Source organism: Arthrobacter sp. zg-Y1110 (assembly GCF_025244865.1).
Classification (GTDB): domain Bacteria; phylum Actinomycetota; class Actinomycetes; order Actinomycetales; family Micrococcaceae; genus Arthrobacter_B.
The window spans coordinates 553,192-575,206 of the sequence record NZ_CP104272.1 but is presented as its reverse complement, the minus strand read 5'-3'; the positions used below and the strand labels follow the sequence as shown (position 1 = coordinate 575,206).

Sequence of the window (22,015 nt, the reverse complement as noted above, 5' to 3'; positions counted from 1 at the left end):
GGCGTCATACATCGCGGGCTCCCGAGCCTGTACGGCAGAATGGAAGTGCATATCCGCCACTGTCGAAACCCGCTTGGAGCGTCACACCATGGGCGATACCGCCGCACTGAAAATTCCCGCTGGGCTCCTCCCGAAGGACGGCCGATTTGGTGCCGGTCCTTCCAAGGTACGCCCGGAACAGATGTCCGCACTCGCAGCAGCGGGAGCCAACCTGCTCGGCACCTCCCACCGGCAGGCTCCGGTACGGAACCTCGTGGGCAGCGTCCGTGAAGGCCTCATGGAGTTGTTCTCGGCGCCCGAGGGTTACGAGGTTGTCCTGGGCGTGGGCGGTTCCACCGCGTTCTGGGACATCGCGGCCTTCGGCCTGGTCCAGGAGAAGGCCCAGCACCTTTCCTTCGGTGAATTCGGCTCAAAGTTTGCGGCAGCCACCAACAAGGCTCCGTTCCTCGCGGCATCCAGCATCATCACCTCCAACCCCGGCACGCGCCCCGAGCCTGCGGCGGAGGCCGGCGTCGACGTTTATGCCTGGCCCCAGAATGAGACCTCCACCGGCGTGGCTGCCCCCGTCCGGCGGGTGGAAGGCGCCGACGCCGGCTCCTTGGTCCTGATCGATGCCACCTCTGCTGCGGGCGGCCTGGATGTGGACCTGGCGCAGGCCGATGTCTATTACTTTGCACCGCAGAAGAACTTCGCTTCCGACGGCGGCCTGTGGCTGGGCATGTTCTCTCCGGCTGCGCTGGAACGGGCGGCCCGGATCAATGCCGGGGACCGCTGGATCCCGGATTTCCTGAACCTGCAGACCGCCATCGACAACTCGAGGCTGAACCAGACCTACAACACGCCGTCGTTGTCTACGCTGGTGACCCTTAACGCGCAGATCGAATGGCTCAACGCCAACGGCGGACTTGGCTTCGCCGCGGGCCGGACCGCGGAGTCGGCGGGGCGGATCTATTCGTGGGCCGAGAAGTCCTCCGTGGCCACTCCGTTCGTAACCCGCGCCGAGGACCGCTCCAATGTGATTGCCACGATCGATTTCGACGCGGGCATCGACGCCGCGGCAATAGCCAAGACCCTGCGCGCCAACGGCGTGGTGGACGTGGAGCCCTACCGCAAGCTCGGCCGCAACCAGCTGCGGATTGCCACCTTCGTGGCCATCGAGCCCGACGACGTCAGCGCCCTGCTGGAGTGCATCGATTTTGTGATCGAGAATTCCTGACCCGCAAGGCCGCCCCACGATAGGGGCCGCGGCAGGACCCGGACGCTAGGCGTTGTCCGGGTCCTGCTGCTTTTCCGGAGTGTCCGTGGTCATGCTCAGCCTGCGCGGCAGGCTCCGGTCATAGTGGAAACGCATGCCGTAGGTGCGCCAGGCCCAGACGAAACCGATCGCGGCGGCCAGCAGGCCGGAAGCTGCGGCAACGCCCAGGCTCCAGCGGGGACCGAAGGAGTTCGAGACCCAACCCACCACCGGGGCGCCCAGCGGCGTGCCGCCCATAAAGATGGCGAAGTACAAGGCCATGACCCGCCCGCGCATGATCTGGGCCGTGGTGGTCTGGACATACGCGTTGGCGCTGGTCATCAGGGTCAGGGCAAACAGGCCCACGGGGACCAGCGAGACGGCGAACAGGATCAGGCTGGGTGCCATGGCGGACAGGATGCAGGCCAGGCCAAAGGCTCCGGCCGCACCGAAGACAAAGCGCAGGCGGGGCCGGTCCCGCCGCGCGGACAGCAGGGCGCCGGCGACGGATCCGATGGCCATCACCGAATTCAGGACGCCGAAAATGCCGGCGTCCCGGCCGAACTCGGTGCGTGCCATGGCTGCTATATAGACAGCGAAATTCATGCCGAAGGTCCCCACGATAAAGATCGCGAGCATCACCATGATCAGGTCCGGCCGGTGCCGCACGTAGGCAAGTCCGGCCCGGATGCGGCCCTTCCCCGGCGGCGCCTTGGGCAACACGCGCAGCTCGCCGGCACGCATTTTCAGCAGCGCAATCACCATGGCGCCGAACGTCACGGCGTTGAGGACGAAGACCAGGCCCGGGCCCACGGCCACGGTCAGGAGACCGGCGACGGCGGGGCCAATCATCCGTGCCCCGTTAAAGGAGGCACTGTTGAGGGCGACGGCGTTGGGCAGGTCCCGCTCGGAAACCACCTCAGAGACGAAGGCCTGGCGTGCCGGCCCGTCGACGGCCGACACCACACCCAGCGCCAGCGCGAAGGCGTAGACGTGCCACAGCTCGGCATGCCCGGAGAGCACCAGGAGCCCCAGTGCCAGGCCCAGGCCGCCCATGCTGACCTGCGTGAGCAGGAGGACCTTGCGGCGGTTGTACGTGTCGGCGATCAGGCCTGACCACGGGGCCAGCAGCAGCTGCGGGCCCAGCTGCAGCGCCATAACGATTCCCATGGCCGCCGCGTCCTGATCGGTCAGGATGTCGTAGACAAGCCAGTCCTGCGCGGTGCGCTGCATCCAGGTGCCGATGTTCGACACCAGGGCGCCGATAAACCAGATGCGGTAGTTGAAAATGCGAAGGGAACGGAACATCAGTCCAGCCCCCCCTTGGGGATAGTGAACCTTGTTGCCGCAACCGTCACGGGATTATTCGTCCTCCTGGGCACCTGTCGCTTCGGCGTGCTGTTCGCCGGCATGGTTCTCGCCAGCCTCGTCCTGCTGCCCGTTATCGTCCCGGCCAGCCTGTTCGGCCTCGGCCTGTTCCTGATCAGCCTGTTCCTGCGCCCGCTGTTCCTGGGCCTGCTGTTCCTGTTCGGCAGCAATGTCTTCCGGACGCAGCCGGTCGGACCAAGGCACCCACTCGGGAGCCAGCAGGGCTTCGTCCGAGGGGAGCAGGCCCACTTCGGACACCGTTACCTTCTTGCTCCGGGGCATACGGGCAACCGTGGCGTACCAGTACCACCCGCGGTAGCCGGGACGGAGGGAAGAGAACCGGTGCGTCACCACCCGTTCGGCGTCGGCCGCAGCACCCAGGTAGTTGCCTACTTCGTCTTCGGATACCACTTCCAGCAGTCCGGCGCGGGCTTCGGCCACGGCGGCCGCGAGCACGGCGTCGGGCTTTCCCGGCCGCCGCGGGGCGCGCTTGCGAACCGCCGGAGCAGCAGCGGCGTCGGTGTCGGGTTCAGGGGACGAGTCGGGAGAGGGAATTTCCGGTCTCATAGTCAATTCAGTGCACTTACCTTATATATCCAGATCATCGGCAACGGCCCGCAGGACGGCAGCTACCTTGGATGCGTGCTTCTTATCCGGGTAGCGGCCGCGCCGCAGTCCGTTGGAAATACCGTCCAGCAGCTTGATCAGGTCCTCGGTGATCACGGCCATGTCTTCGGCATCCTTGCGGGTTGCCCTGGCTACCGACGGCGGGGCCTCGAGAATGCGGGCGGATAGGGCCTGCGGTCCGCGACGTCCGTCCGCAACACCGAATTCCATGCGGGTGCCGGGCTTGACCTCGCTGACTCCCGCAGGCAGGGCCGAAGCATGCAGGAAGACTTCCTGCCCATCGTCCGTGGCCAGAAACCCAAAACCCTTACCAGTGTCGAACCATTTGACCTTGCCGATGGGCACTTCGGTTACCTCGTTCTTAGTTTAATTGCAGCAGGACACCTGCCGCAGGAATAGTCGTGACCCGCGTTGGCCAGCCAGGCCCGAAGCGGCGCCGGAGTACCTTTGGAGATACTACGGGGAAGTCTGTTCCCTTTAGAATATCCCGACACGGGAATGGGGCACCAAGGTCTCCCCTTTGTCCCCCAGTTTTCCGCTGTTAGCGTTAATTACCATGAGCAACACCCCACCGGAGAAGGTCCGGGTCCCCGCGGCACGCGCAGAGAAGCAGTTTCCGGCACCCCACACCCCGCCGGATCCCCAAGTCCCTCCCCGCAACTCTCCGCTCCGCCGGTTTGCCGCCGTCCTTGCGGCCCTGCTGGCCCTGTTCGGACTGGGCACGCTCGCCGCGGTACTGGCCCTCTACCTCGGGAGCCAGGCAGTGGCGCCTTGGCTCATTGCCGCATCCCTCTACGCACTCCCCCTCGCGTTCCTGCTTATGGCGGGCTTGGTGATCGACGGAATCAGGCGGCGGCGCCGGGGCTGATCGGTCCGTTTTTCTCCCCACTCAGGTAACGTGGTTTTGATGTCCGCGATTCGAGCCCTGGCCGAAGATTTAGCAGCACGCAGTGATGACCAACTGCGTGAATTGCTCGCGGCCCGGCCCGATTTGGCGCTCCCCGCCGTCCCGGATTTCCAGGCTCTGGCTGCGCGTGCTTCCACACGCGTCAGCGTCCAGCGGATCCTCGAAAAACTGACGGCACCGCAGCTGCAGGTCCTGGAAGCGGTGGACCTGACCACCAACGAAGATTCCCAGCTCAGCACCACCGCCTCATGGTTGAAAACAACAATCTCGGGCTCAACCATCAAGTCCCTCGATGCGATCCTGGGCCACCTGCATTCCCTGGCCCTGCTGCGGCGGGCCAAGCCGCACCCCGGAGCGCCGAAAGCTGATGCCTCCCGCCGGTTCTATCTACCCGTCTCGGTCCTTGGGGAGGCGCTGGGGGCCTACCCCGCCGGGCTGGGCAGGCCGTATTCCACCCTGGCGGCGCAGCATCCGGAGTTCGGGCAACGCCTGGTCGGCATCGTCGAGGGGCTGCGCAGCAGCGGACTGCCCATAGAGAAGGCCGACACCCCCGCCACCGCCGCCCATTCCCTGCATCATCTGGTCTCTGATCCTGCAGGCTGGGCGACGCTCATGGAGGGCGCTCCGCCGCAGACAGCAGACCTGCTTCGCCGGTTCAAGTATTCACCGGTGGGCACCATCCCCAAGAAAGCCGCCCTGGGACGGGCCGTCCTGGACAACCCCTCCCCCACCCCGGTGGAGTGGCTCGTGGCCCGCGGCCTCCTGGTCCCTTTGGATGCGCTTCACGTGGAACTTCCGCGGCCGGTGGGTCAGGCCTCCCGCGGCCATGTAATCGTCGCGGACTTCCAGTTGGAAGCACCCCGGCCGGTTCCCCGCAACGTCGCCCGCAACCTGCGGGACAACGCCGCGTTTGGAGCGGTGGCCGAAACCCTGCGGCTGGTAACGGAACTGCTGGCGCTTGCGGCCGAAAACCCGATCGGGACGCTCCGCTCCGGAGGCGTTGGCGTGCGCGAAGTGCGCCGTCTCTCCGAATCGCTGCGGCTGGACGGTGCCGCTACGTCCTGGCTGCTGGAACTGGCGGCCCTGGCCGGGCTGATCACCTTGGATGCCGCAACCTCACGCTGGGGCACCACAGAGGGAACCTGGCTTACCCAGAACCGTGAAGATCAGTGGCGCCGGTTGGTCGAAGCCTGGCTGGATGCGGACCGCGCACCGTCCCTGGTGGGTGCACCCCTGCCGGCAGGCGGAGCAGTGAACGCGCTGGCCGCAGAAGTTTCCCGCCCGGACGCCCCAGTGGTCCGCCGTCGGGCACTGGAAATGCTTGCGCTGCTATCCGACGTCGAGGGTGCGGGCGAAAACGAGACTGTCGGTGCCTTCGAAACCGAGGACCTCATCAGTGCCCTGACCTGGCACCAGCCGCGGCTGCAGCGGCGTTTTGCCCGGCTGGTTCCGGGCATCCTGAAGGAGGCAGCCCAGCTGGGGCTGCTCGGTTCAGGTGCGTTGACCGTGCTGGGGTCGGCCGTTGCCGGCAGCGACTATGCCCGTGCCACCTCCGTGCTGCGCGACGCCCTGCCTGCGCCCTTGAACTCCTTCCTGCTGCAGGCTGACCTCACGGCGGTGGCGCCCGGGTATCTGGAGCCCGACGTCGCCCGGGAGCTGGCCCTGATTTCCACGGCGGAAGGCCAGGGCCCGGCAACGATCTACCGGTTCTCGGCCGAGTCCATCCGGCGGGCACTGGATGAAGGGCTCGACGCCGACGGCATCCTCGCCTTCCTGCACCAGCATTCCGCAACGGATGTCCCCCAGCCGCTGCGCTACTTGGTGGAGGACACGGCAGCCCGGTACGGCCGGCTGCGGGTGGGCGCGGCGGGATCTTATCTGCGCAGTGATGACGAGGCCGGGTTGAACGCCCTGTTGGCGGACCCGCGGACCGCTTCACTGGGCCTGGTGCGGCTGGCCCCGACAGTGGTCGCAGCCAACGTGCCGGCCAAGGAACTCACCTTTTCCCTCCGGGAGCTCGGCTATCCCCCGGCACTGGAAGGACCGGCACGCAAGCCGGTCGGCTCCCACCGGATGATCCCTGTGCCGGCGCCGTCCTCCTCCAGGGCCCGGCTGAATCCGTGGGAACTTACGGACGAGGACCTGGACCGGCAGCTGGCCGCGCTGCGCGGCGGAGGGCCCGTCCCGCATACCGGCGGCGAGAGCCAGTCCCTGGTCAGCCTGGAAACCCTGCGCAAGGCCATCCGGACCAAGAGTTCGGTGCGCATGGGCGTGGTGGATGCCCAGGGGAATCAGCGGCAGGAAATTTTCGTTCCCCTCTCAGTGAGCGACGGCAGGGTCCGGGTCTACGACCCGCGCCACGACGTCGAACGCACAGTGTCAGTACATCGGATTATGGACGTGGAAATAGTGGAGGGTAGCCCGGCACATGGTTGACGGACCGTTGATTGTCCAGAGCGATAAGACGATTCTTCTGGAGGTCGATCATGAACAGGCAACCGAGGCCCGGCACGCCATCGCGGCTTTCGCCGAACTCGAGCGTGCCCCCGAGCACATCCACAGTTACCGGCTGACGCCGCTGGGCCTGTGGAATGCGCGGGCCGCGGGGCTCGACGCCGAACAGGTCCTGAACACGCTGCTTATGTACTCCCGTTTCCCGGTGCCGCACTCGCTGCTGATCGACATTGAAGAAACCATGTCGCGGTACGGGCGGCTGCGGCTGGAGAAGGATCCCCAGCACGGGCTGGTGCTTCGCACCAACGACTATCCGGTGCTCGAAGAAGTAATGCATGCCAAGAAGATCCAGCCGCTGCTCGGCCCGCGGATCGACGGCGAAACCGTCGTGGTGCAGTCCGCCATGCGCGGCCAGCTCAAACAGCTGCTGCTGAAACTGGGCTGGCCCGCCGAAGACCTGGCCGGCTATGTGGACGGCACGCCGCATCCGATCCTGCTCAATGAGGACGGCTGGGCGCTGCGCCCCTACCAGAAGCTCGCCACTGAGAACTTCTGGGCCGGCGGCTCCGGCGTGGTGGTGCTGCCCTGCGGTGCGGGCAAAACCCTGGTCGGGGCGGCGGCCATGGCCACCAGCTCCACCACCACCCTCATCCTGGTGACCAACACCGTCTCCGCCCGGCAGTGGAAGGACGAGCTGCTGAAGCGCACCTCCCTGACCGAGGACGAGATCGGCGAATACTCCGGCGCAGTGAAGGAAGTCCGCCCGGTCACCATCGCCACCTACCAGGTCCTGACGCTCAAGCGGGGCGGGCTGTATCCGCACCTGGAACTGCTGGACGCCAATGACTGGGGCCTGATCATCTACGACGAGGTCCATCTGCTGCCGGCACCCATTTTCCGGATGACCGCGGACCTGCAGGCCCGGCGCAGGCTGGGCCTGACCGCCACCCTGGTCCGCGAGGACGGCCGCGAGGGCGAGGTCTTCTCCCTGATCGGTCCCAAGCGGTACGACGCCCCGTGGAAGGACATCGAGGCGCAGGGCTACATTGCGCCCGCCGAGTGCATCGAGGTCCGGGTGGACCTGCCGCGGGATGAGCGGGTGGCCTACGCCATGGCCGAAGACGGGGACAAGTACCGGCTGTGCTCGACGTCGGAAACCAAGACCGGCGTCGTCGAACAGCTGGTGAAGCGCCATGCCGGCGAGCAGACCCTGGTGATCGGGCAGTACCTTGACCAGCTGGACGAACTTTCCGAGCGCCTGGACGCACCGGTGATCAAGGGTGACACCCCGGTCAAGGAACGCCAGCGGCTCTTCAACGAATTCCGCGAAGGCGCCCTGAGCACCCTCGTGGTGTCCAAGGTTGCCAACTTCTCCATCGACCTGCCCGAGGCCTCCGTGGCCATCCAGGTCTCCGGTTCCTTCGGCTCCCGGCAGGAAGAGGCCCAGCGGCTGGGCCGGCTCCTGCGCCCCAAGGCGGACGGCAAGGCGGCGCACTTCTACACCGTCGTGGCCCGCGACACCCTGGACCAGGACTTCGCGGCCAAGCGGCAGCGGTTCCTCGCGGAGCAGGGCTATGCCTATTCCATCCTGGACGCCACGGACATCGAAAAGCCGGTGTAGCCCCGGGCACGGCTTCGGCGAGGGACCTTCCCCTCTGCGCCCATAACGCGATATCGCCAAAAGACCGATGCCGCTTTCCCTCCGAGCGGCATATCCGCCTATCTGGCAAACTGCTTATTGCAAAAGGCCTTGAACGCATATTGGGCGCTTTGGCAATTGCGTTGATGTCCATGGGTAGTTCTCCCCATGGACATGCGCTTGTCCAAGGACATACGGTAAACCGGTGTCGCTGGCGGAGCTTTTTTGCAGGGGGAAGGATAATGGGGGATGTCACTTAATGGGTGGGATATCGACGTCGCGGGAACCCGGGGCGTGATAGTTCAAGCCAGAACAGAACACCGAGAACTTGGAACAGAAGGAAACGTTCTTCGGAATGCCCTGACGGGCGCTGCGGAAAGTGTCAACAGCGGACTTATCACCGGCGCATTGATGGAAGTCTATGAGGGCTACCTGGGCCCGCTGGTAGCCAGTGCAGTACAGCGCGCCGATAAAGTTCTTGATGAAACCGCAAATGCTATCCATGCGTACATCGACGGCGACCAGGTTATGGCGGAGACCGCCAATCAGCAGGCATCCATCGCTGCTCCCAGCGTATCTCCGGAGGCGGACAAATGAGTGCGGATGCGTTGCCGGTCCTTCCGGACCCGGACCTGATTATTTCCGATGCCGCGCTGATCGCGGCCTCCGGCACCCGTGCCGCCCAGTCCGGAAACGAGCTTGTTACTATCTGGAACGGCATTCAGCCGCATTATCAGGCCCCGGAACAGTCGCTGGTGTACGAAGCGATGAAGCCGGTAACCGTCTTCACTGACGAAGCACAGATTGTGACCCTCCTGATCGAATCTGCGTTGAACACCTTCGCGGAGGCGGTCCGCGGCATGCAGGCCCGGCACAAGGAGCTCGTTTCGGCGGCCGGCACCTCCTATCCCGAATCAACTGATGACGATCCTGACTACGGCAAGAACAAGGAAGCGGAAGTGGCCGCCGAAATCTCCGCCCTGGCGCAGGAGTACGCTGCGGCGGAGGAAGCCTGCGCCGCAGCCATCCGGCAGGCCGACCCGGCCAAGCTCCCCGATTCTCCCGGCTTTACGGACACCCCTGCTTGGGACATAGCCAATGATGCGGCCGACAATGTTCTGACCAGGATCCATCAGGAAAGGGTGCGGGTAACTGTTTCCAGCACCGTCCACGTCCAGACCCTCGACATCAGCCGGGTATTTATTACCTATGCAGACGGCACCGTGGTTCCGGCCACTCGGGCCACGCTAACCACCACCGTGGAACTGCGCATACAACAGCACGAATACGAGCGCACCGTTCTGGTGGCCAATGATGAACTGGCCAATATGCCCCCGTGGGCGAAACGGGCGGGTAATGCGCTGGGCGCACTGGACATCGGCCTCTCCATTTATGACAACGTGACCGAAGAGTGGAACCAGGACCTGATAGACCATCCCGAATATGACACGGGCGAGCGGGTAGCGAGTGCGGCCAAAAACGCAGCTTTCGAAACCACGGGATCTGTCTTGGGCGGGGCAGGGGGCGCTTGGGCGGGTGCGGCAGCGGGAGCCGCCATCGGGTCCGTTTTCCCGGGCCCGGGGACCCTGATCGGCGGCATCGTCGGCGGCTTTGTCGGCGGATTCTTCGGCGGAGCAGCCGGCGAGGCTGCGGGCAGTTACGCCCAGGACAAGACCGAAGGTAAAAGCCATGAGGACTCATGGAATGGCGCAGTCAAGGAGTTCTGGGGTTCACTATGGTAATGCAGGAATACTTGGTCTGGATCGGTATATATACGGTTGGCGCAGCAATGCTCGTATCCGGAATTGCTGCTTACCGCGGTAAGTGGCGGCGGTGGGTCCGCCACATGATGGCATATGAAATGGGGAAACATCCGCAGTTCGGTTTCTTGATGCTTTATGCCGGGCTTGCCGTGGTTTTCGGAGCATCAGCAGGAGTGGCGGGAAGCCTACGTGCGCCTGATTTCCTGGGTATTGGCTTTCAGGCGCTGGCCGGACTGTCAGTCCTCCTGTGCATCGCCGCCGTAACCCGGCTACCCAGGCCCCTTCTTCCGGCTTGGTACCGCCGGTGGATCGATAACGGCGCCGTGAAGGAAGACATATTGCATACCGGCGGCGACCCGGTCACCACGTGGGTGCGTAAGCGTGCCGGAAGGTAAGGGAATGCTGGAACCACTATTGCGTGAAGAATCCCGGTTTTGTTCCATCGGCAGGCCGCATGACTGGGAAATCGGCGGTCTAACGGATTCCGCTGATCTGGTCCTGGCCGCACCCGTGGCTGCTGAAGGGGCCTTCCGTCCGAGCGTTGTCGTCAACAGCTTTCCGTACACGGGCAGCATGGAGAAACTGAGCACACTGGTCCTCTCCTACGCCCACGCCATGCTGCAGGACGTCTACTTTATTTCCGTGGACAGGTTCCCTCCCGCCCGCGGGGAGGGCCGCATCATCGAGTACACGTATTCCAGCGGCGGACTCGCCGTGCACTGCCGGGTGGATGTGCATCAGACCGCCGGCCACGGAGTCCTGGTTACCACCTCGTGCGCGTCCGCGGAGCTAGGTGCCTACGATGCCGTCCTTGAGCTGATGTGCTCGTCTGCGCAGATTAAGGAGCCGGCGTGACCGAGATGTACGTTCCCACCCGCGAACCTTCCCTCGAAGAGGTTGCAAGCCGCCTGGCAGGTGTCCCTCTCGAGCGTTTAAGCGGCCTTCGGGCGAAGCAACCGTTTGCCTCCGACGGACCATGGCTTGATCCGGCGGCGGCGTCCATGCTGCACCGGGTCGCCCAGAACGGCCGGATAGGACGGCTGGAGCGATCGGGCAACGGACCGTCTATCAAGGTCCTGGCCGACGCGGGGCTTCTGGACAGCGCCGGACGGCTTACCCCCGGCGGCAGGGTCATTACGCGGCCGCTCGACCAGCCAGCAGCGGTCCTTCACTTCAGGGCGTCCTCCCTGGGACAAGCGACCGAGCTGCAGGTCTGGTTGGACGGAACCAACGCACTCATGCTCGCCGGCCCCTCGGCGGGCGTGTTGGCAAGCCCGTCCGAAAAACCCGCGGACACCGCCGGAAAGCTGCAGTTGAAGTTCGTGAGCCTCCATGAGCTCTTCCCTGTTCTCGCGGCATGGCTGGGGATTTCGCCGGCATGGAACCTGCCTGTCTCTCCCGCTGCCTTTCCTGTGGAGATCCTCAACGAGAGGCACCGGGACTCCGGGGCCCCGCTGCCTGAGGGGGCGGACGAAGCCTTGGCGTATGCCTGGTCCCAGCCGTGGTTCCTCTGGCATCTCGTGATGGACCCGGCCACCGGCGAGGGTGTGGGGTATCTGAATGCCGGCGGCGCCGGCCACTATCGCGTGGTGGCCGACGAGGACCAGGCAACCCTGGCTTCCATCCCCTCAGCCAACGTCTACCGCCATTTAGTTGACCTCGTCGAGTCCGTACGTTTCCAGCGTCCTCCGCGGTTTGCCTAGCGATTCACCGGACATTTCCAGAATCCGTCCTGCCGGTCTCGGCAGGGTTGCAAAGGGAATTTCGTCGAAGGCAAGGACCGGGGCCAATCACTCAAGAACGGCACCAAGAAGTTTTGGGAGTCATCGGGGTAATTCCGGCGGAAACGCCTAGCTGTTCTGCGGGCTATGCCGTTCAGCTTCCGGCACCGCTCACCGGACCCTCCCAGATTTTGTTCTGCCCACCTACAGACAACGTCCAGCTAAATGTAAGAAACTGGGCGGGTGAACAAATCGTCTGCACCCGAAGCACGCCTCCTTGTTGTCGATGATGAGCCCAACATCCGCGAGCTGCTGTCCACCTCGCTGCGGTTCGCCGGGTTCGACGTCGTCGCTGCCGCGAACGGCCGTGAGGCCCTCGCCGCCGTCGACTCCCACAACCCGGACCTCGCGGTCCTGGACGTGATGCTTCCGGACATGGACGGCTTCACGCTCACCCGCCGGCTGCGCGCTGCCGGACAGCACTTCCCCGTGGTCTTCCTGACCGCCCGCGACGACACCGAGGACAAGGTCACCGGACTGACCGTGGGCGGCGACGACTATGTCACCAAGCCCTTCAGCCTCGACGAGGTGGTGGCGCGGATCCGCGCCGTACTGCGCCGCACCCAGCCGCTCGAGGACGACGACGCCGTCATCCGCGTGGATGACCTGGAGCTCGACGACGACGCCCACGAGGTGCGCCGCGGCGGTATCACGATCGATCTCTCCCCCACCGAGTTCAAGCTGCTGCGCTACCTGATGCTGAACCCGAACCGTGTCCTGTCCAAGGCGCAGATCCTGGACCACGTCTGGGAATACGACTTCAACGGAGACGCCTCCATCGTGGAGTCCTACATCTCCTACCTGCGCCGCAAGATCGACCGCAGTCCGGACGCGCCGGCGCTGATCCAGACCAAGCGCGGCGTGGGTTACCTGCTGCGGTCCTCGGAGAAGCGCTAGGACCTTGATAAGGCGCTGGAAATCCGCTTCACTTCGGTCGCAGCTGCTCGCCATCATGGCGGTGCTCATGGTGGTTACGGTGACTATCACCGGCTTCGCCACCATTACCCTGCTGCGCCAGATACTCGTGGACCGGCTGGACGCGGACATCGACGCAAATGCGTCCAAGGTGTCGCGCTACCTGCTGGTCAACGAGCCGAGTACTGATGCCTCCCTGTTCCGGTACTACGGGCTGTACCTGAACGAAGACGGCAGCCATGGTCCGGCAACGCATTCCGAGTCGGCAACGGACATCCCGAACCTCGAGAACTACACCTCCGACCAAGTGGAGGCGATGGGTACCGAGGGCTTCGATGTCCGCGGCACCGAGCCGACGTCCAAGGGCTGGCGGGTACGCATCTACGATTTCGAGAACCTGCCCGGGTCCGTCGCCGTTGCGATCCCGCTGGACTCGGTCGCCGCGACCGTGGACGAAGCGGCGTCGCTGGTGTTTTCGGTCGGGCTGCTGGGAACCCTGGGCGCCACGGGGATCGCCTACTGGGCGGTCACCCGGCAGTTCCGACCGCTGAGCCAGGTCGAAAAAACCGCTGCCGCGATTGCCGCCGGCGACCTGTCCCGCCGAGTGGAGGTGGGCAACCCGGCCACGGAAATCGGCCGCCTGTCCCGCTCGCTCAATGCCATGCTGGCCCATATCGAAACGGCGTTTGCCGCCCGCACCCAGTCTGAACGCAAGATGCGCCGCTTCGTGCAGGATGCCTCCCACGAGCTGCGGACCCCGCTGGTGACCATCCGCGGGTTCTCGGAGCTGTACCGCCACGGCGCCCTCCAGAAACCCGAGGAGATCTCCGCTGCCATGGGCCGGATCGAGAGCGAAGCCAAGCGTATGGGACAACTGGTCGAGGACCTCCTGACCCTGGCCCGGGTGGACGAGCAGCGCCCGCTCGAATACGAGCCGGTGGACCTGATGATCCTGGGCAACGACGCCGCACTGGACGCGCGGGCCAGCGCCCCCGATCGGAATATACGGGTGGTGGGGCTGGACGGCCACGCGCCGCAGAGTGCACCCACCATGGGAGACGAGGCCCGGCTGCGGCAGGTCGTGGCGAACCTCATGACCAACGCCCTGCGCTACACACCGGCCGGTTCCCCCATCGAAGTGGCAGTCGGAGTTGCACCCGTTATCCATGACCGGATGGATGCGGTGCTGGAGGTACGGGACCACGGGCCCGGGATTTCCGAGGACGACGCCGCACGGGTGTTCGAACGCTTCTACCGCGCCGATTCCTCCCGCTACCGGGAGACCGGCGGCACCGGCCTCGGACTGGCCATTGTGGCGGCCCTGGTGGCCCAGCACGACGGGACGGTGCGGCTGGCCGAGACGGAAGGCGGAGGCGCCACCCTATCCATCCGCCTGCCCTACCGCGCTCCGGAGCAGTTCCCCGAGCGTCCGGACGAGGCTGACGACAACTGACCCTCCCCGGGCGCATACGGGGGCTCCAGACGGGCAGGAGGGACCGTGCTGCCCTCCACAACGCCCGCCCCGAGGCAGACCCGCCGTGGCACTCCACATCCATTGGTCCTTCGCGCGTTGACGGCCGTCTGCCGGCCTAGCCTTCCGGTATCGGTCCCAAGACACTACCAGGAGGAAATCATGCCTTTATTTGCCGTGGACAGCGAGGCGCTGGCTGCCAAGAGTGCCGAAGTGCAGGGAACCATCGAACGCCTGCGGGCAGACGTGAATGGAATGCAGGCCGGACTGGCCTCGTTGAGCGAGATCTGGCGGGGATCGGCGTCGTCCAATTTCCAGCTGCTGGTTACCGACTGGCGGGCCACCCAGGCCCGGGTGGAGGAATCACTGGACAGCATCAACCAGGCGCTGGCCTTCGCCTCGGCGCAGTACGCCGAGACGGAGGCGGCGAACACTTCGCTCTTTATGCACTGACGGCGCCCGCCGGTGCCGGGGGCTGTACCGGCGCTTTGCGCGGCGGTGCGCGCTTAAATGCGGCGGTGCACGCTTAAATGCAAGAAGGCGCGGCACCCGGTCCGGGTGCCGCGCCTGCTTACGCTTTAGCTAAGAGCTGCGGGGCTTAGAAGCCGCCCATGCCGCCCATGCCGGCCATCTCGTCAGCGCCGCCCATGGCGGGGGCCGACTTCTCCGGCTTGTCCGCAACCACTGCTTCGGTGGTCAGGAACAGGCCGGCGATGGAAGCTGCGTTCTGCAGGGCAGAGCGCGTTACCTTTACCGGGTCGTTGATGCCGGCAGCCAGCAGGTCTTCGTACTCGCCGGTTGCTGCGTTCAGGCCGAAGCCTTCGGGCAGGCCGCGGACCTTGTCCACAACAACGCCCGGCTCCATGCCGGCGTTGAAGGCGATCTGCTTCAGCGGAGCGTCGATGGCAACGCGGACGATGTTGGCGCCCGTTGCTTCGTCGCCCTCGAGGGACAGGTTGGCGAAGGCCTTGAGGCCGGCCTGGATGAGGGCCACGCCGCCACCGGCGACGATGCCTTCTTCAACGGCAGCCTTTGCGTTGCGGACAGCGTCCTCAATGCGGTGCTTGCGTTCCTTCAGCTCAACCTCGGTTGCCGCACCGGCCTTGATGACTGCAACGCCGCCGGCCAGCTTGGCCAGGCGTTCCTGCAGCTTCTCGCGGTCGTAATCCGAATCGGAGTTCTCGATTTCGGCACGGATCTGGTTGACGCGGCCGGCGATCTCTTCAGCGTCGCCTGCGCCTTCCACGATGGTGGTTTCGTCCTTGGTGACAACAACCTTGCGGGCCTTGCCCAGCAGGTCCAGCGTGGCGTTTTCCAGCTTCAGGCCAACCTCTTCGGCGATGACCTGGCCACCGGTGAGGATGGCAATGTCGGCCAGCTGTGCCTTGCGGCGGTCGCCGAAGCCCGGTGCCTTGACGGCTACGGACTTGAAGGTGCCGCGGATCTTGTTGACCACCAGGGTTGCCAGGGCTTCGCCCTCAACATCTTCGGCGATGATCAGCAGCGGCTTGCCGGACTGCATGACCTTCTCGAGGACGGCAACGAGATCCTTGACGTTGGAGATCTTCGAGTTGACGATCAGGATGTACGGATCCTCAAGGACCGTTTCCTGGCGCTCGGCGTCGGTGACGAAGTAACCGGAGATGTAACCCTTGTCGAAGCGCATGCCTTCGGTGAGTTCCAGTTCCAGGCCGAAGGTGTTGGACTCCTCGACCGTGATGACGCCTTCCTTGCCCACCTTGTCCAGTGCTTCGGCAATCAGGTCGCCGATCTGCTGGTCACCGGCGGAAATGGAAGCCGTAGCGGCGATCTGCTCCTTGGTTTCGATCTCCTTGGCAGATGCAATCAGTTCGGCGGTAACGGCGGCAACAGCCTTCTCGATGCCGCGCTTCAGGCTCAGCGGATCGGCGCCGGCGGCAACGTTGCGCAGGCCTTCCCTGACCAGTGCCTGGGCGAGGACAGTTGCCGTGGTGGTGCCGTCACCGGCAACATCGTCAGTCTTCTTGGCAACTTCCTTGACCAGCTCTGCGCCGATCTTCTCGTAGGGATCGTCCAGCTCGATCTCCTTGGCGATGGAAACGCCGTCATTGGTGATCGTGGGGGCGCCCCACTTCTTTTCGAGGACCACGTTGCGGCCACGCGGGCCGAGGGTCACCTTGACGGCGTCGGCGAGGATGTTCAACCCGCGCTCGAGGCCGCGGCGTGCCTCTTCTTCAAATGCAATGATCTTGGCCATAACGGCTATCGTCCTTCCGGAACAGTCATGCTTGGAGCAAAATGTTGCATTCCTGGCTGGAGTGCCCGCGACGGACGGATCGGCTCGCGCGATCTCTTTACGCGCTCCCCGTTCCTCACTCCAGTGGGTTGCTTGTTCACTCAACACCGTCGGACATTTAGCAGTCATCCGGCAAGAGTGCTAAGTCAATAATTAGCACTCCCACACACTGAGTGCAAGCGATCACGCTGACATGCCACGCGGTTCACTTTCGTTCCCGACCGCTGCCGGCGGGTGAATGCAAAAGCAGCGGCCGAGCCGAAGCTCCGCCGCTGCCGATCCCGCCCCCAAGCCGGGAGGATGTTACTTAGAGTGGCCTACAGTGCTCGGACTTCCTCGGCCTGCGGACCTTTCTGGCCCTGGCCGATTTCGAACTCCACTCGTTGTCCTTCTTCCAGCGTCCGGTAACCCGATGCCTGGATGGCGGACCAGTGGACGAACACATCCGTTTCTGCTTCGTCGAGGGTAATAAAGCCGTAGCCTTTTTCACCGTTGAACCACTTGACGATCCCCTGCGCCATGATCTTTCTCCAACCTAGATTCCGATGCCGCCCTCCGGCGGCATGCTTGGACGCCGGAGGCGCCGGATCCGTCCCTCTGTCGGTCCCCGAGGGAGGCCGAGGTCAGCGGCGCAAACCGGCTGGCATCACTCTAACTACGGTGATCCCGATCACATACAGGGGTGTTGATAACGTTATGGTCTTTTTACCCGAGGCCCCGGTTACCGGTATCCGGGGCCCAGGATCACGGTGACGCTGGCGAAGCCGGGCGTTTCCAAAGCAGGAATTCCCAGCTGCGCACCGATTTCCTGCGCGTTGGCTGCCAGCTCCGGGGAGCTGTAGTAGACGCCGGATCCCTGCTGGGGCGCTCCGGCCCAGTTGGCGACCGTTCCAACTGCCCATCCTGCAGCGGACATCCGTCCGGAAACACCTGCACCAAGTCCGGTCACGCCGCTGGCATTGAACACTGCAACCGGCTGGGTACGGTCAATCGCCGGCGCAGTCGGCGTCGGCGTTGGCGTCGGCGTCGGAGCCGGCGTGGATGCCGGAGCAGGACTCGGCGAGGCGTCGTCGGCCTTCGCCTCGGGAGTCGGAGTGGCTGCAGCTGAGGCGGACGCGGAAGCAGGCGCCGAAGCCTGGGCCTCCGGGGACGGAGCAGCGGAACCCGCACCGATCCCCAGCCGCGGCAGGACAAAGTAGGCTGCCAAGCCGATCAGCAGAGCGAGCACACCCACGGTGATCAGCAGGCCCAGCCCGTTGGAACGCGTGGGAATGAGGCGTTCGCGGTGCACGCCCTGCCGCGCGGACGTTTCGGGGACCTTGTCGAACTCGTCCCGAGGGTATTGGCTCATTGTGGAGTTTCAATCCTTGTTCTGATGGCGCCGCGTACTGGGCGGCCAACATTGGAGGGAACCGGCGCTAGACGCCGGTGCCCAGGCGGCGGGCGGTACGGGCACGCTGGCGGGTCGTACGTAGTCTACGCAATCGCTTGACCAGCATCGGATCATGGGCGAGGGCTTCCTCGGTATCAATCAGGGCATTCAGGACCTGGTAGTACCTCGTGGCCGACATCCCGAAGAGGTCCTTGATGGCCTGTTCCTTGGCACCGGCGTATTTCCACCACGCCCGTTCCAACGCGAGCATCTGCTGTTCCTGGGCACCCAACGGGCTGTCCGGGTCCACTGCGTCATCGAGGGAAAACCGCTCGGCTTCGGCCGATTCCGCCACATTCACTCCCAAAAAGATCCCTGTATATATCTACCGCCCATGCTAATTGGGAATAACAGGCTTGTCATTTACGGCAGGCGCCGGCAAGACACCGCAAACGCACCGGTGACAAAATGGACCAGTGAGCACTGACGAACCCCAGCTTTTTTCCTACACCGGCGAAACCGCACCGGGGGAAAACACCCCTTTTCCTTTCGCTGCACCCACACGCCTTGAGGACCTCATGGCTCCCGATTGGGCCCATGTGCTGGCCCCGGTGAAGACGCGCCTCGAAGAAATAGCCGCCGAACTGGAAGCGGAGCGCCGCGCCGGGCAGCGCATTCTGCCCGCACCCGGCAACATCCTGCGCGTCTTCCAACGTCCGTTGGCGAGTGCCCGCGTGCTGATCGTAGGCCAGGATCCCTACCCCACCCCCGGGCATGCCGTAGGCCTGTCCTTCTCAGTAGGAAAGGGCGTACGTCCGCTTCCCCGAAGCCTGAACAACATCTTTACCGAGCTGAAAGCCGATATGGGAATCACCCCCTCCCCCTCCGGGGACCTCAGTGCCTGGGCGGATCAGGGTGTGGTCCTGATGAACCGCGTACTCACGGTGCGTGCCGGGGAAGCAGGCTCACACCGGAAGCGGGGATGGGAGGAAATCACTGAACTTGCTGTGCGCGCACTGGCTGCCCGCCGCCGCCCCGACGGAACACGCGTTCCCCTGGTTGCCGTCCTGTGGGGCCGCGATGCCCAGGGCATCGTCCCGTTCCTCGGCGGAACGCCCACCGTCGAATCCGCGCATCCCAGTCCCCTGTCGGCCTCACGCGGGTTCTTCGGTTCCCGGCCGTTCAGCCGGGTTAACGAACTGCTGGCGCAGCAGGGCGCCGAACCCGTGGACTGGCGGCTTCGCGGGGAGCGGTAAGGGCGGCGCGATACGGTAGTTACAGGCCCTTTCCTAGGAGACACCCATGCCCGAACCAATGACTTCCCCGCGCCCGCAGGAGCCGGAGTCCCCGGCTCCCCGCCGCCAGCGCCCCCTGCTGACCCTTGAGGTTCTCCGCCGCGAACAGATCAGCGAGCATATGGTCCGGGTGGTTGCCGGCGGACCCGGTTTCGACAAGTTCCAGCCGAACAGCTGCGCCGATGCCTACTGCAAAATCTGGTTTGGCCCGCAGGGCCGCCCCATTGACGGCACCGAGGACCTGGACACCATCCGGGCGCGGAGCGAACGGGAGCACTGGCCGGTGTCCCGCACCTACACGGTCCGGGACGTGGATCTTGAAGCACGCGAAATCAGCATCGACTTCGTAGTCCACGGAGACGAAGGCCTGGCCGGGCCGTGGGCAGCCTCGGCACAGCCGGGGGAACCACTGACCTTCTCCGGTCCCGGAGGCGCCTTCAACCCCGATCCCGACGCCGACTGGTACCTGCTGGCTGCCGATGAATCAGCCCTCCCCGCAGCTTCCACCGTGCTCCGTGCGCTGCCGCAGGACGCCGTCGGGCAGGCGTTCATCGAAGTCGCCGGCCCCGCTGACCGCCAGCCGGTGCCGAAACCTGCGGGAGTGGAGCTGACCTGGCTGTACCGCGGGGACATCCCCGCGGGGCGCAGCCGGATGTTGACCGACGCCGTTTCGGCGACGCCCTGGCGGGATGGAACCGTGCAGGTCTTTGCACACGGTGAACGGGAGGCAATGAAGTCCCTGCGCGACGTCTTGTTCAGCCACCGGGGGCTGGAGCGCCGGCAGGTCTCACTTTCCGGCTACTGGGCTGCGGGACGCACCGAAGACGTCTTCCAGGCCGAAAAGCGCACGCCGGTCGGCAAGATTCTCTAGCCCGGACAGCAAGGAGCCCGGCCCGCTGCAGCAGCGGGCCGGGCTCTTGTCTTTTTTGGTGCAGCTAACGCCGCCGGTTACGGCGGTCGTTGCCGTTGAGGTTGCGGGTGAAGGGCCGGCCCAGGTTATCGCCGAGCACCACGCCGCCGGAGATGGCCAGAATGACGGTGAGCGCGTCAAACAGGCCTACCACGCCCTGGTACATCTCGTCGGTGCCGATGCTCAGGCCGTACATGGACCGGAAGATCGCCAGCCCCGGGAACAGGAACAGAACGGCCGGCACCGCCACGATCAGCTGCGGGGCACCCATCCGCAGGGCGACAATGCGGGCCACCATGCCGATGAAGATGGCAGCCACCGCCGGGGTGAGGCGCGGCCCCATGCCGCCTGCCTCCACCAGCTGGTAGACCAGGAACCCGGCAGTGCCGATCAGCACCGTAGGCAACACCAGCCGGCGCGGGGACTGTTCGACAATGCAGATGGCTCCCAGCGCAATCGCCAGCAGCAGCAGGGTCACGGCGAAGGAATACTGCGACGAGGCCACGTCGGTAACATTCAGCCGGCCCATCCCCATCAGGGCACCCAAAACGAGCGCGACGGCGATGCCTGCCACCAGGGCGCCGAAGGTCAGGAACGCGGACAGGAACCGGCCGGACGCCGTGACCGGGAACCCGTTGATCGCATCCTGCACGGCCGAAACCAGACGGCCGGTGGGCAGCATCACCAGGATGCCGCCGGCAACGACGATGCCCGGGGAGATGGGCACCTCCATGGACCAGAACAGCATGGCCATGGCCGTGACCACAAAGCCGCTGGCCGCCGTCGTGAAGAAGTCCGGGACCCGCCACCTGCCGAGCACGCGCTGGAGCAGGCTGACCATCACCGTGCCGGCGAATCCCACCAGTGACGCGAGCGGACCGCCGCCGATAAACCCGACGATGGCCGCTGCGAACACCCCGGCGGATACCGTCACTGCCCAGCGCGGGAACGGCTTGGGCTGGTGCGTGATCTCGTTGAGCCGGTTGGCCGCCTCGGCGCGGGAGAGCCCGCCGTCGATGATGTCGGTGACCAGCTGGTGGACCAGGCCAAGCCCGGCATAGTTGTTCGTCCAGGAACGGACCACGCGCATCACCGTGATGGGGGTCTGGTCCTTCGGAGAGTAGTTGAGCAGCACCGACTGGTTGGTGATGTCCACTTCGATGCTTTCCAGCCCGAATGCGGCGGTCACGGCAATGATGGCGGTTTCCACCTCCAGCGCGCCGGCACCGTAGCGGAACATGGATTCGGCCATGCCGAGGGCCAGGTCCAGGGTCTTGCGGGCATTCGCGTCCGGCCCGGCGGTGCGCACGAGCGGATTGGCATAGGGGCTGCCTGCCAGCCGTTCCACAATGGACATCGCCTGGGTGGGCGGATTCTCCCCCTGGACCAGCTTGCGCAGCATGCGCCGCGCCGCAGCGGATGAGCGGTCGGCGCGGACGGCGCTGGAGGCCAGCGGCACCGTTCCCGGCGGAACGGTTTTACGCGTACGGGCAGGGCGTTTCTCGCGCGGGTCGGCAGTCGTCCGCATCCGGCCCGTCTGCGGCCGAAGCACCTTGGACCCAGCCGGGCGGATTACGGAGGTGGTGGGAGGAGGCGGTTTGGGCCGGGTGCTGCGCAGGGCAGCGGTGGGCATGTCCATGCCGGTGGCCGGCTGACCCGGAGCCTTCGACGGCGGGTTCGGCGCCTTGGCGGCCGGCCGCATAGGCCGCCCGGAGGCGCCTTGCCCCGGCCGGGGTCCCTTGCCGGACTTTGCCCTCTGGGCCTGTGGCTTCCCTGCCTGGCCGCTGCCGGGCTGAGGGGGCTCCTGCCGTGCCTTCCCCGACTCAGGGGTCTCCGGCTGCGCCTTTGCTGGCTCTGCCCGCCGGCGCGCCGGCATGCTGATCAACGGAATGGGCCCCGCAACCGGGTCCGGATTCGGTGCCGAATCCGGATTCGATCCGGGCTTGCGCCCACCCGGATCGGCTGTGTTCTCCAAGGATTCACCCTTTCGCCTGTTCCGGGACC

General features: G+C 65.3%; 22 protein-coding genes. 14 read left to right on the top strand and 8 right to left on the bottom strand.

Going from position 1 to position 22,015, the window contains the following annotated elements:
• Positions 1 to 88: 88 nt before the first annotated feature.
• Complete coding sequence (serC, locus tag N2K99_RS02780) at positions 89 to 1,216, top strand: phosphoserine transaminase (protein WP_227933799.1); 1,128 nt, start codon at positions 89 to 91, stop codon at positions 1,214 to 1,216.
• A 45-nt stretch (positions 1,217 to 1,261) separates the two neighbouring features.
• Here the strand turns inward: serC and N2K99_RS02775 are convergent, their stop codons facing one another.
• The 3 genes from N2K99_RS02775 to N2K99_RS02765 are packed head-to-tail and all read right to left on the bottom strand — an operon-like array spanning position 1,262 to position 3,574.
• On the bottom strand, positions 1,262 to 2,542 hold the full coding sequence (locus N2K99_RS02775; RefSeq protein ID WP_227933798.1) for an MFS transporter: 1,281 nt from the start codon (positions 2,540 to 2,542) through the stop codon (positions 1,262 to 1,264).
• A 54-nt stretch (positions 2,543 to 2,596) separates the two neighbouring features.
• Positions 2,597 to 3,169 carry a DUF3027 domain-containing protein gene (locus N2K99_RS02770; protein ID WP_227933797.1) on the bottom strand — a complete coding sequence of 191 codons (573 nt, stop codon included), beginning with the start codon at positions 3,167 to 3,169 and terminating at the stop codon, positions 2,597 to 2,599.
• Positions 3,170 to 3,190: 21 nt separating this feature from the next.
• Complete coding sequence (locus tag N2K99_RS02765; protein ID WP_227922981.1) at positions 3,191 to 3,574, bottom strand: cold-shock protein; 384 nt, start codon at positions 3,572 to 3,574, stop codon at positions 3,191 to 3,193.
• Between the two features lie 211 nt (positions 3,575 to 3,785).
• On the opposite strand from N2K99_RS02765, the gene N2K99_RS02760 reads away from it, so the two are divergent.
• From N2K99_RS02760 to N2K99_RS02710, 11 genes are all read left to right on the top strand, one after another.
• A complete protein-coding gene (locus tag N2K99_RS02760; protein ID WP_227922978.1) occupies positions 3,786 to 4,097 on the top strand; it encodes a hypothetical protein in 312 nt (103 codons plus the stop codon).
• Positions 4,098 to 4,136: 39 nt separating this feature from the next.
• Positions 4,137 to 6,572 (top strand): helicase-associated domain-containing protein, encoded by a 2,436-nt coding sequence (locus N2K99_RS02755; protein ID WP_227933796.1) that lies wholly within the window; start codon positions 4,137 to 4,139, stop codon positions 6,570 to 6,572.
• Positions 6,565 to 8,211: a DNA repair helicase XPB gene (locus N2K99_RS02750; protein WP_227933795.1), complete on the top strand. Its 1,647-nt coding sequence runs from the start codon at positions 6,565 to 6,567 to the stop codon at positions 8,209 to 8,211. The genes N2K99_RS02755 and N2K99_RS02750 overlap by 8 nt, the downstream gene beginning before the upstream one ends.
• A gap of 267 nt (positions 8,212 to 8,478) precedes the next feature.
• Positions 8,479 to 8,826 carry a DUF6507 family protein gene (locus N2K99_RS02745; protein ID WP_227922967.1) on the top strand — a complete coding sequence of 116 codons (348 nt, stop codon included), beginning with the start codon at positions 8,479 to 8,481 and terminating at the stop codon, positions 8,824 to 8,826.
• Entirely contained in the window at positions 8,823 to 9,971 is a 1,149-nt protein-coding gene (locus tag N2K99_RS02740) for a hypothetical protein (protein WP_227933794.1), read from the top strand. Before N2K99_RS02745 ends, N2K99_RS02740 begins: the two co-directional genes overlap by 4 nt.
• Positions 9,965 to 10,387 (top strand): hypothetical protein, encoded by a 423-nt coding sequence (locus tag N2K99_RS02735; protein ID WP_227933793.1) that lies wholly within the window; start codon positions 9,965 to 9,967, stop codon positions 10,385 to 10,387. Before N2K99_RS02740 ends, N2K99_RS02735 begins: the two co-directional genes overlap by 7 nt.
• A gap of 4 nt (positions 10,388 to 10,391) precedes the next feature.
• The gene (locus tag N2K99_RS02730) at positions 10,392 to 10,847 is read left to right on the top strand and encodes a hypothetical protein (protein ID WP_227933792.1); all 456 of its coding nucleotides are present in this window, start codon (positions 10,392 to 10,394) and stop codon (positions 10,845 to 10,847) included.
• Positions 10,844 to 11,695, top strand: coding sequence for a hypothetical protein (locus N2K99_RS02725; RefSeq protein ID WP_227933791.1), 852 nt, complete (start codon positions 10,844 to 10,846; stop codon positions 11,693 to 11,695). The genes N2K99_RS02730 and N2K99_RS02725 overlap by 4 nt, the downstream gene beginning before the upstream one ends.
• A gap of 261 nt (positions 11,696 to 11,956) precedes the next feature.
• On the top strand, positions 11,957 to 12,670 hold the full coding sequence (locus tag N2K99_RS02720; protein WP_227922956.1) for a response regulator transcription factor: 714 nt from the start codon (positions 11,957 to 11,959) through the stop codon (positions 12,668 to 12,670).
• A gap of 79 nt (positions 12,671 to 12,749) precedes the next feature.
• The gene (locus N2K99_RS02715) at positions 12,750 to 14,141 is read left to right on the top strand and encodes a HAMP domain-containing sensor histidine kinase (RefSeq protein WP_308036407.1); all 1,392 of its coding nucleotides are present in this window, start codon (positions 12,750 to 12,752) and stop codon (positions 14,139 to 14,141) included.
• A 180-nt stretch (positions 14,142 to 14,321) separates the two neighbouring features.
• A complete protein-coding gene (locus tag N2K99_RS02710; RefSeq protein WP_227922954.1) occupies positions 14,322 to 14,612 on the top strand; it encodes a WXG100 family type VII secretion target in 291 nt (96 codons plus the stop codon).
• Positions 14,613 to 14,757: 145 nt separating this feature from the next.
• Here the strand turns inward: N2K99_RS02710 and groL are convergent, their stop codons facing one another.
• From groL to N2K99_RS02690, 4 genes are all read right to left on the bottom strand, one after another.
• Positions 14,758 to 16,395 (bottom strand): chaperonin GroEL, encoded by a 1,638-nt coding sequence (gene groL / locus N2K99_RS02705; RefSeq protein WP_227922944.1) that lies wholly within the window; start codon positions 16,393 to 16,395, stop codon positions 14,758 to 14,760.
• 356 nt (positions 16,396 to 16,751) lie between these two features.
• Positions 16,752 to 16,955 carry a cold-shock protein gene (locus tag N2K99_RS02700; protein ID WP_227922942.1) on the bottom strand — a complete coding sequence of 68 codons (204 nt, stop codon included), beginning with the start codon at positions 16,953 to 16,955 and terminating at the stop codon, positions 16,752 to 16,754.
• A gap of 200 nt (positions 16,956 to 17,155) precedes the next feature.
• The gene (locus N2K99_RS19035) at positions 17,156 to 17,785 is read right to left on the bottom strand and encodes a LytR C-terminal domain-containing protein (RefSeq protein WP_308036405.1); all 630 of its coding nucleotides are present in this window, start codon (positions 17,783 to 17,785) and stop codon (positions 17,156 to 17,158) included.
• A gap of 67 nt (positions 17,786 to 17,852) precedes the next feature.
• Positions 17,853 to 18,161, bottom strand: a complete 309-nt coding sequence (locus N2K99_RS02690; protein WP_227922936.1) for a DUF3263 domain-containing protein — start codon at positions 18,159 to 18,161, stop codon at positions 17,853 to 17,855.
• Between the two features lie 121 nt (positions 18,162 to 18,282).
• Here N2K99_RS02690 and N2K99_RS02685 point away from each other — a divergent pair, with 121 nt between their 5' ends.
• On the top strand, positions 18,283 to 19,062 hold the full coding sequence (locus N2K99_RS02685; RefSeq protein WP_227933790.1) for a uracil-DNA glycosylase: 780 nt from the start codon (positions 18,283 to 18,285) through the stop codon (positions 19,060 to 19,062).
• A gap of 46 nt (positions 19,063 to 19,108) precedes the next feature.
• The gene (locus N2K99_RS02680; RefSeq protein WP_227933789.1) at positions 19,109 to 19,972 is read left to right on the top strand and encodes a siderophore-interacting protein; all 864 of its coding nucleotides are present in this window, start codon (positions 19,109 to 19,111) and stop codon (positions 19,970 to 19,972) included.
• A 64-nt stretch (positions 19,973 to 20,036) separates the two neighbouring features.
• Here the strand turns inward: N2K99_RS02680 and N2K99_RS02675 are convergent, their stop codons facing one another.
• Positions 20,037 to 21,713: a threonine/serine exporter ThrE family protein gene (locus tag N2K99_RS02675; RefSeq protein WP_227933788.1), complete on the bottom strand. Its 1,677-nt coding sequence runs from the start codon at positions 21,711 to 21,713 to the stop codon at positions 20,037 to 20,039.
• Positions 21,714 to 22,015 lie beyond the last annotated feature (302 nt).

Excerpts from the sequence above, each read along its gene's own strand:
- serC (WP_227933799.1), top strand. The coding sequence starts at position 89 with ATGGGCGATACCGCCGCACTGAAAATTCCCGCTGGGCTCCTCCCGAAG.
- N2K99_RS02775 (WP_227933798.1), bottom strand. The coding sequence starts at position 2,542 with ATGTTCCGTTCCCTTCGCATTTTCAACTACCGCATCTGGTTTATCGGC.
- N2K99_RS02770 (WP_227933797.1), bottom strand. The coding sequence starts at position 3,169 with ATGAGACCGGAAATTCCCTCTCCCGACTCGTCCCCTGAACCCGACACC.
- N2K99_RS02760 (WP_227922978.1), top strand. The coding sequence starts at position 3,786 with ATGAGCAACACCCCACCGGAGAAGGTCCGGGTCCCCGCGGCACGCGCA.
- N2K99_RS02755 (WP_227933796.1), top strand. The coding sequence starts at position 4,137 with ATGTCCGCGATTCGAGCCCTGGCCGAAGATTTAGCAGCACGCAGTGAT.
- N2K99_RS02750 (WP_227933795.1), top strand. The coding sequence starts at position 6,565 with ATGGTTGACGGACCGTTGATTGTCCAGAGCGATAAGACGATTCTTCTG.
- N2K99_RS02745 (WP_227922967.1), top strand. The coding sequence starts at position 8,479 with ATGTCACTTAATGGGTGGGATATCGACGTCGCGGGAACCCGGGGCGTG.
- N2K99_RS02740 (WP_227933794.1), top strand. The coding sequence starts at position 8,823 with ATGAGTGCGGATGCGTTGCCGGTCCTTCCGGACCCGGACCTGATTATT.
- N2K99_RS02735 (WP_227933793.1), top strand. The coding sequence starts at position 9,965 with ATGGTAATGCAGGAATACTTGGTCTGGATCGGTATATATACGGTTGGC.
- N2K99_RS02730 (WP_227933792.1), top strand. The coding sequence starts at position 10,392 with ATGCTGGAACCACTATTGCGTGAAGAATCCCGGTTTTGTTCCATCGGC.
- N2K99_RS02710 (WP_227922954.1), top strand. The coding sequence starts at position 14,322 with ATGCCTTTATTTGCCGTGGACAGCGAGGCGCTGGCTGCCAAGAGTGCC.
- groL (WP_227922944.1), bottom strand. The coding sequence starts at position 16,395 with ATGGCCAAGATCATTGCATTTGAAGAAGAGGCACGCCGCGGCCTCGAG.
- N2K99_RS02700 (WP_227922942.1), bottom strand. The coding sequence starts at position 16,955 with ATGGCGCAGGGGATCGTCAAGTGGTTCAACGGTGAAAAAGGCTACGGC.
- N2K99_RS19035 (WP_308036405.1), bottom strand. The coding sequence starts at position 17,785 with ATGAGCCAATACCCTCGGGACGAGTTCGACAAGGTCCCCGAAACGTCC.
- N2K99_RS02680 (WP_227933789.1), top strand. The coding sequence starts at position 19,109 with ATGCCCGAACCAATGACTTCCCCGCGCCCGCAGGAGCCGGAGTCCCCG.
- N2K99_RS02675 (WP_227933788.1), bottom strand. The coding sequence starts at position 21,713 with ATGCGGCCGGCCGCCAAGGCGCCGAACCCGCCGTCGAAGGCTCCGGGT.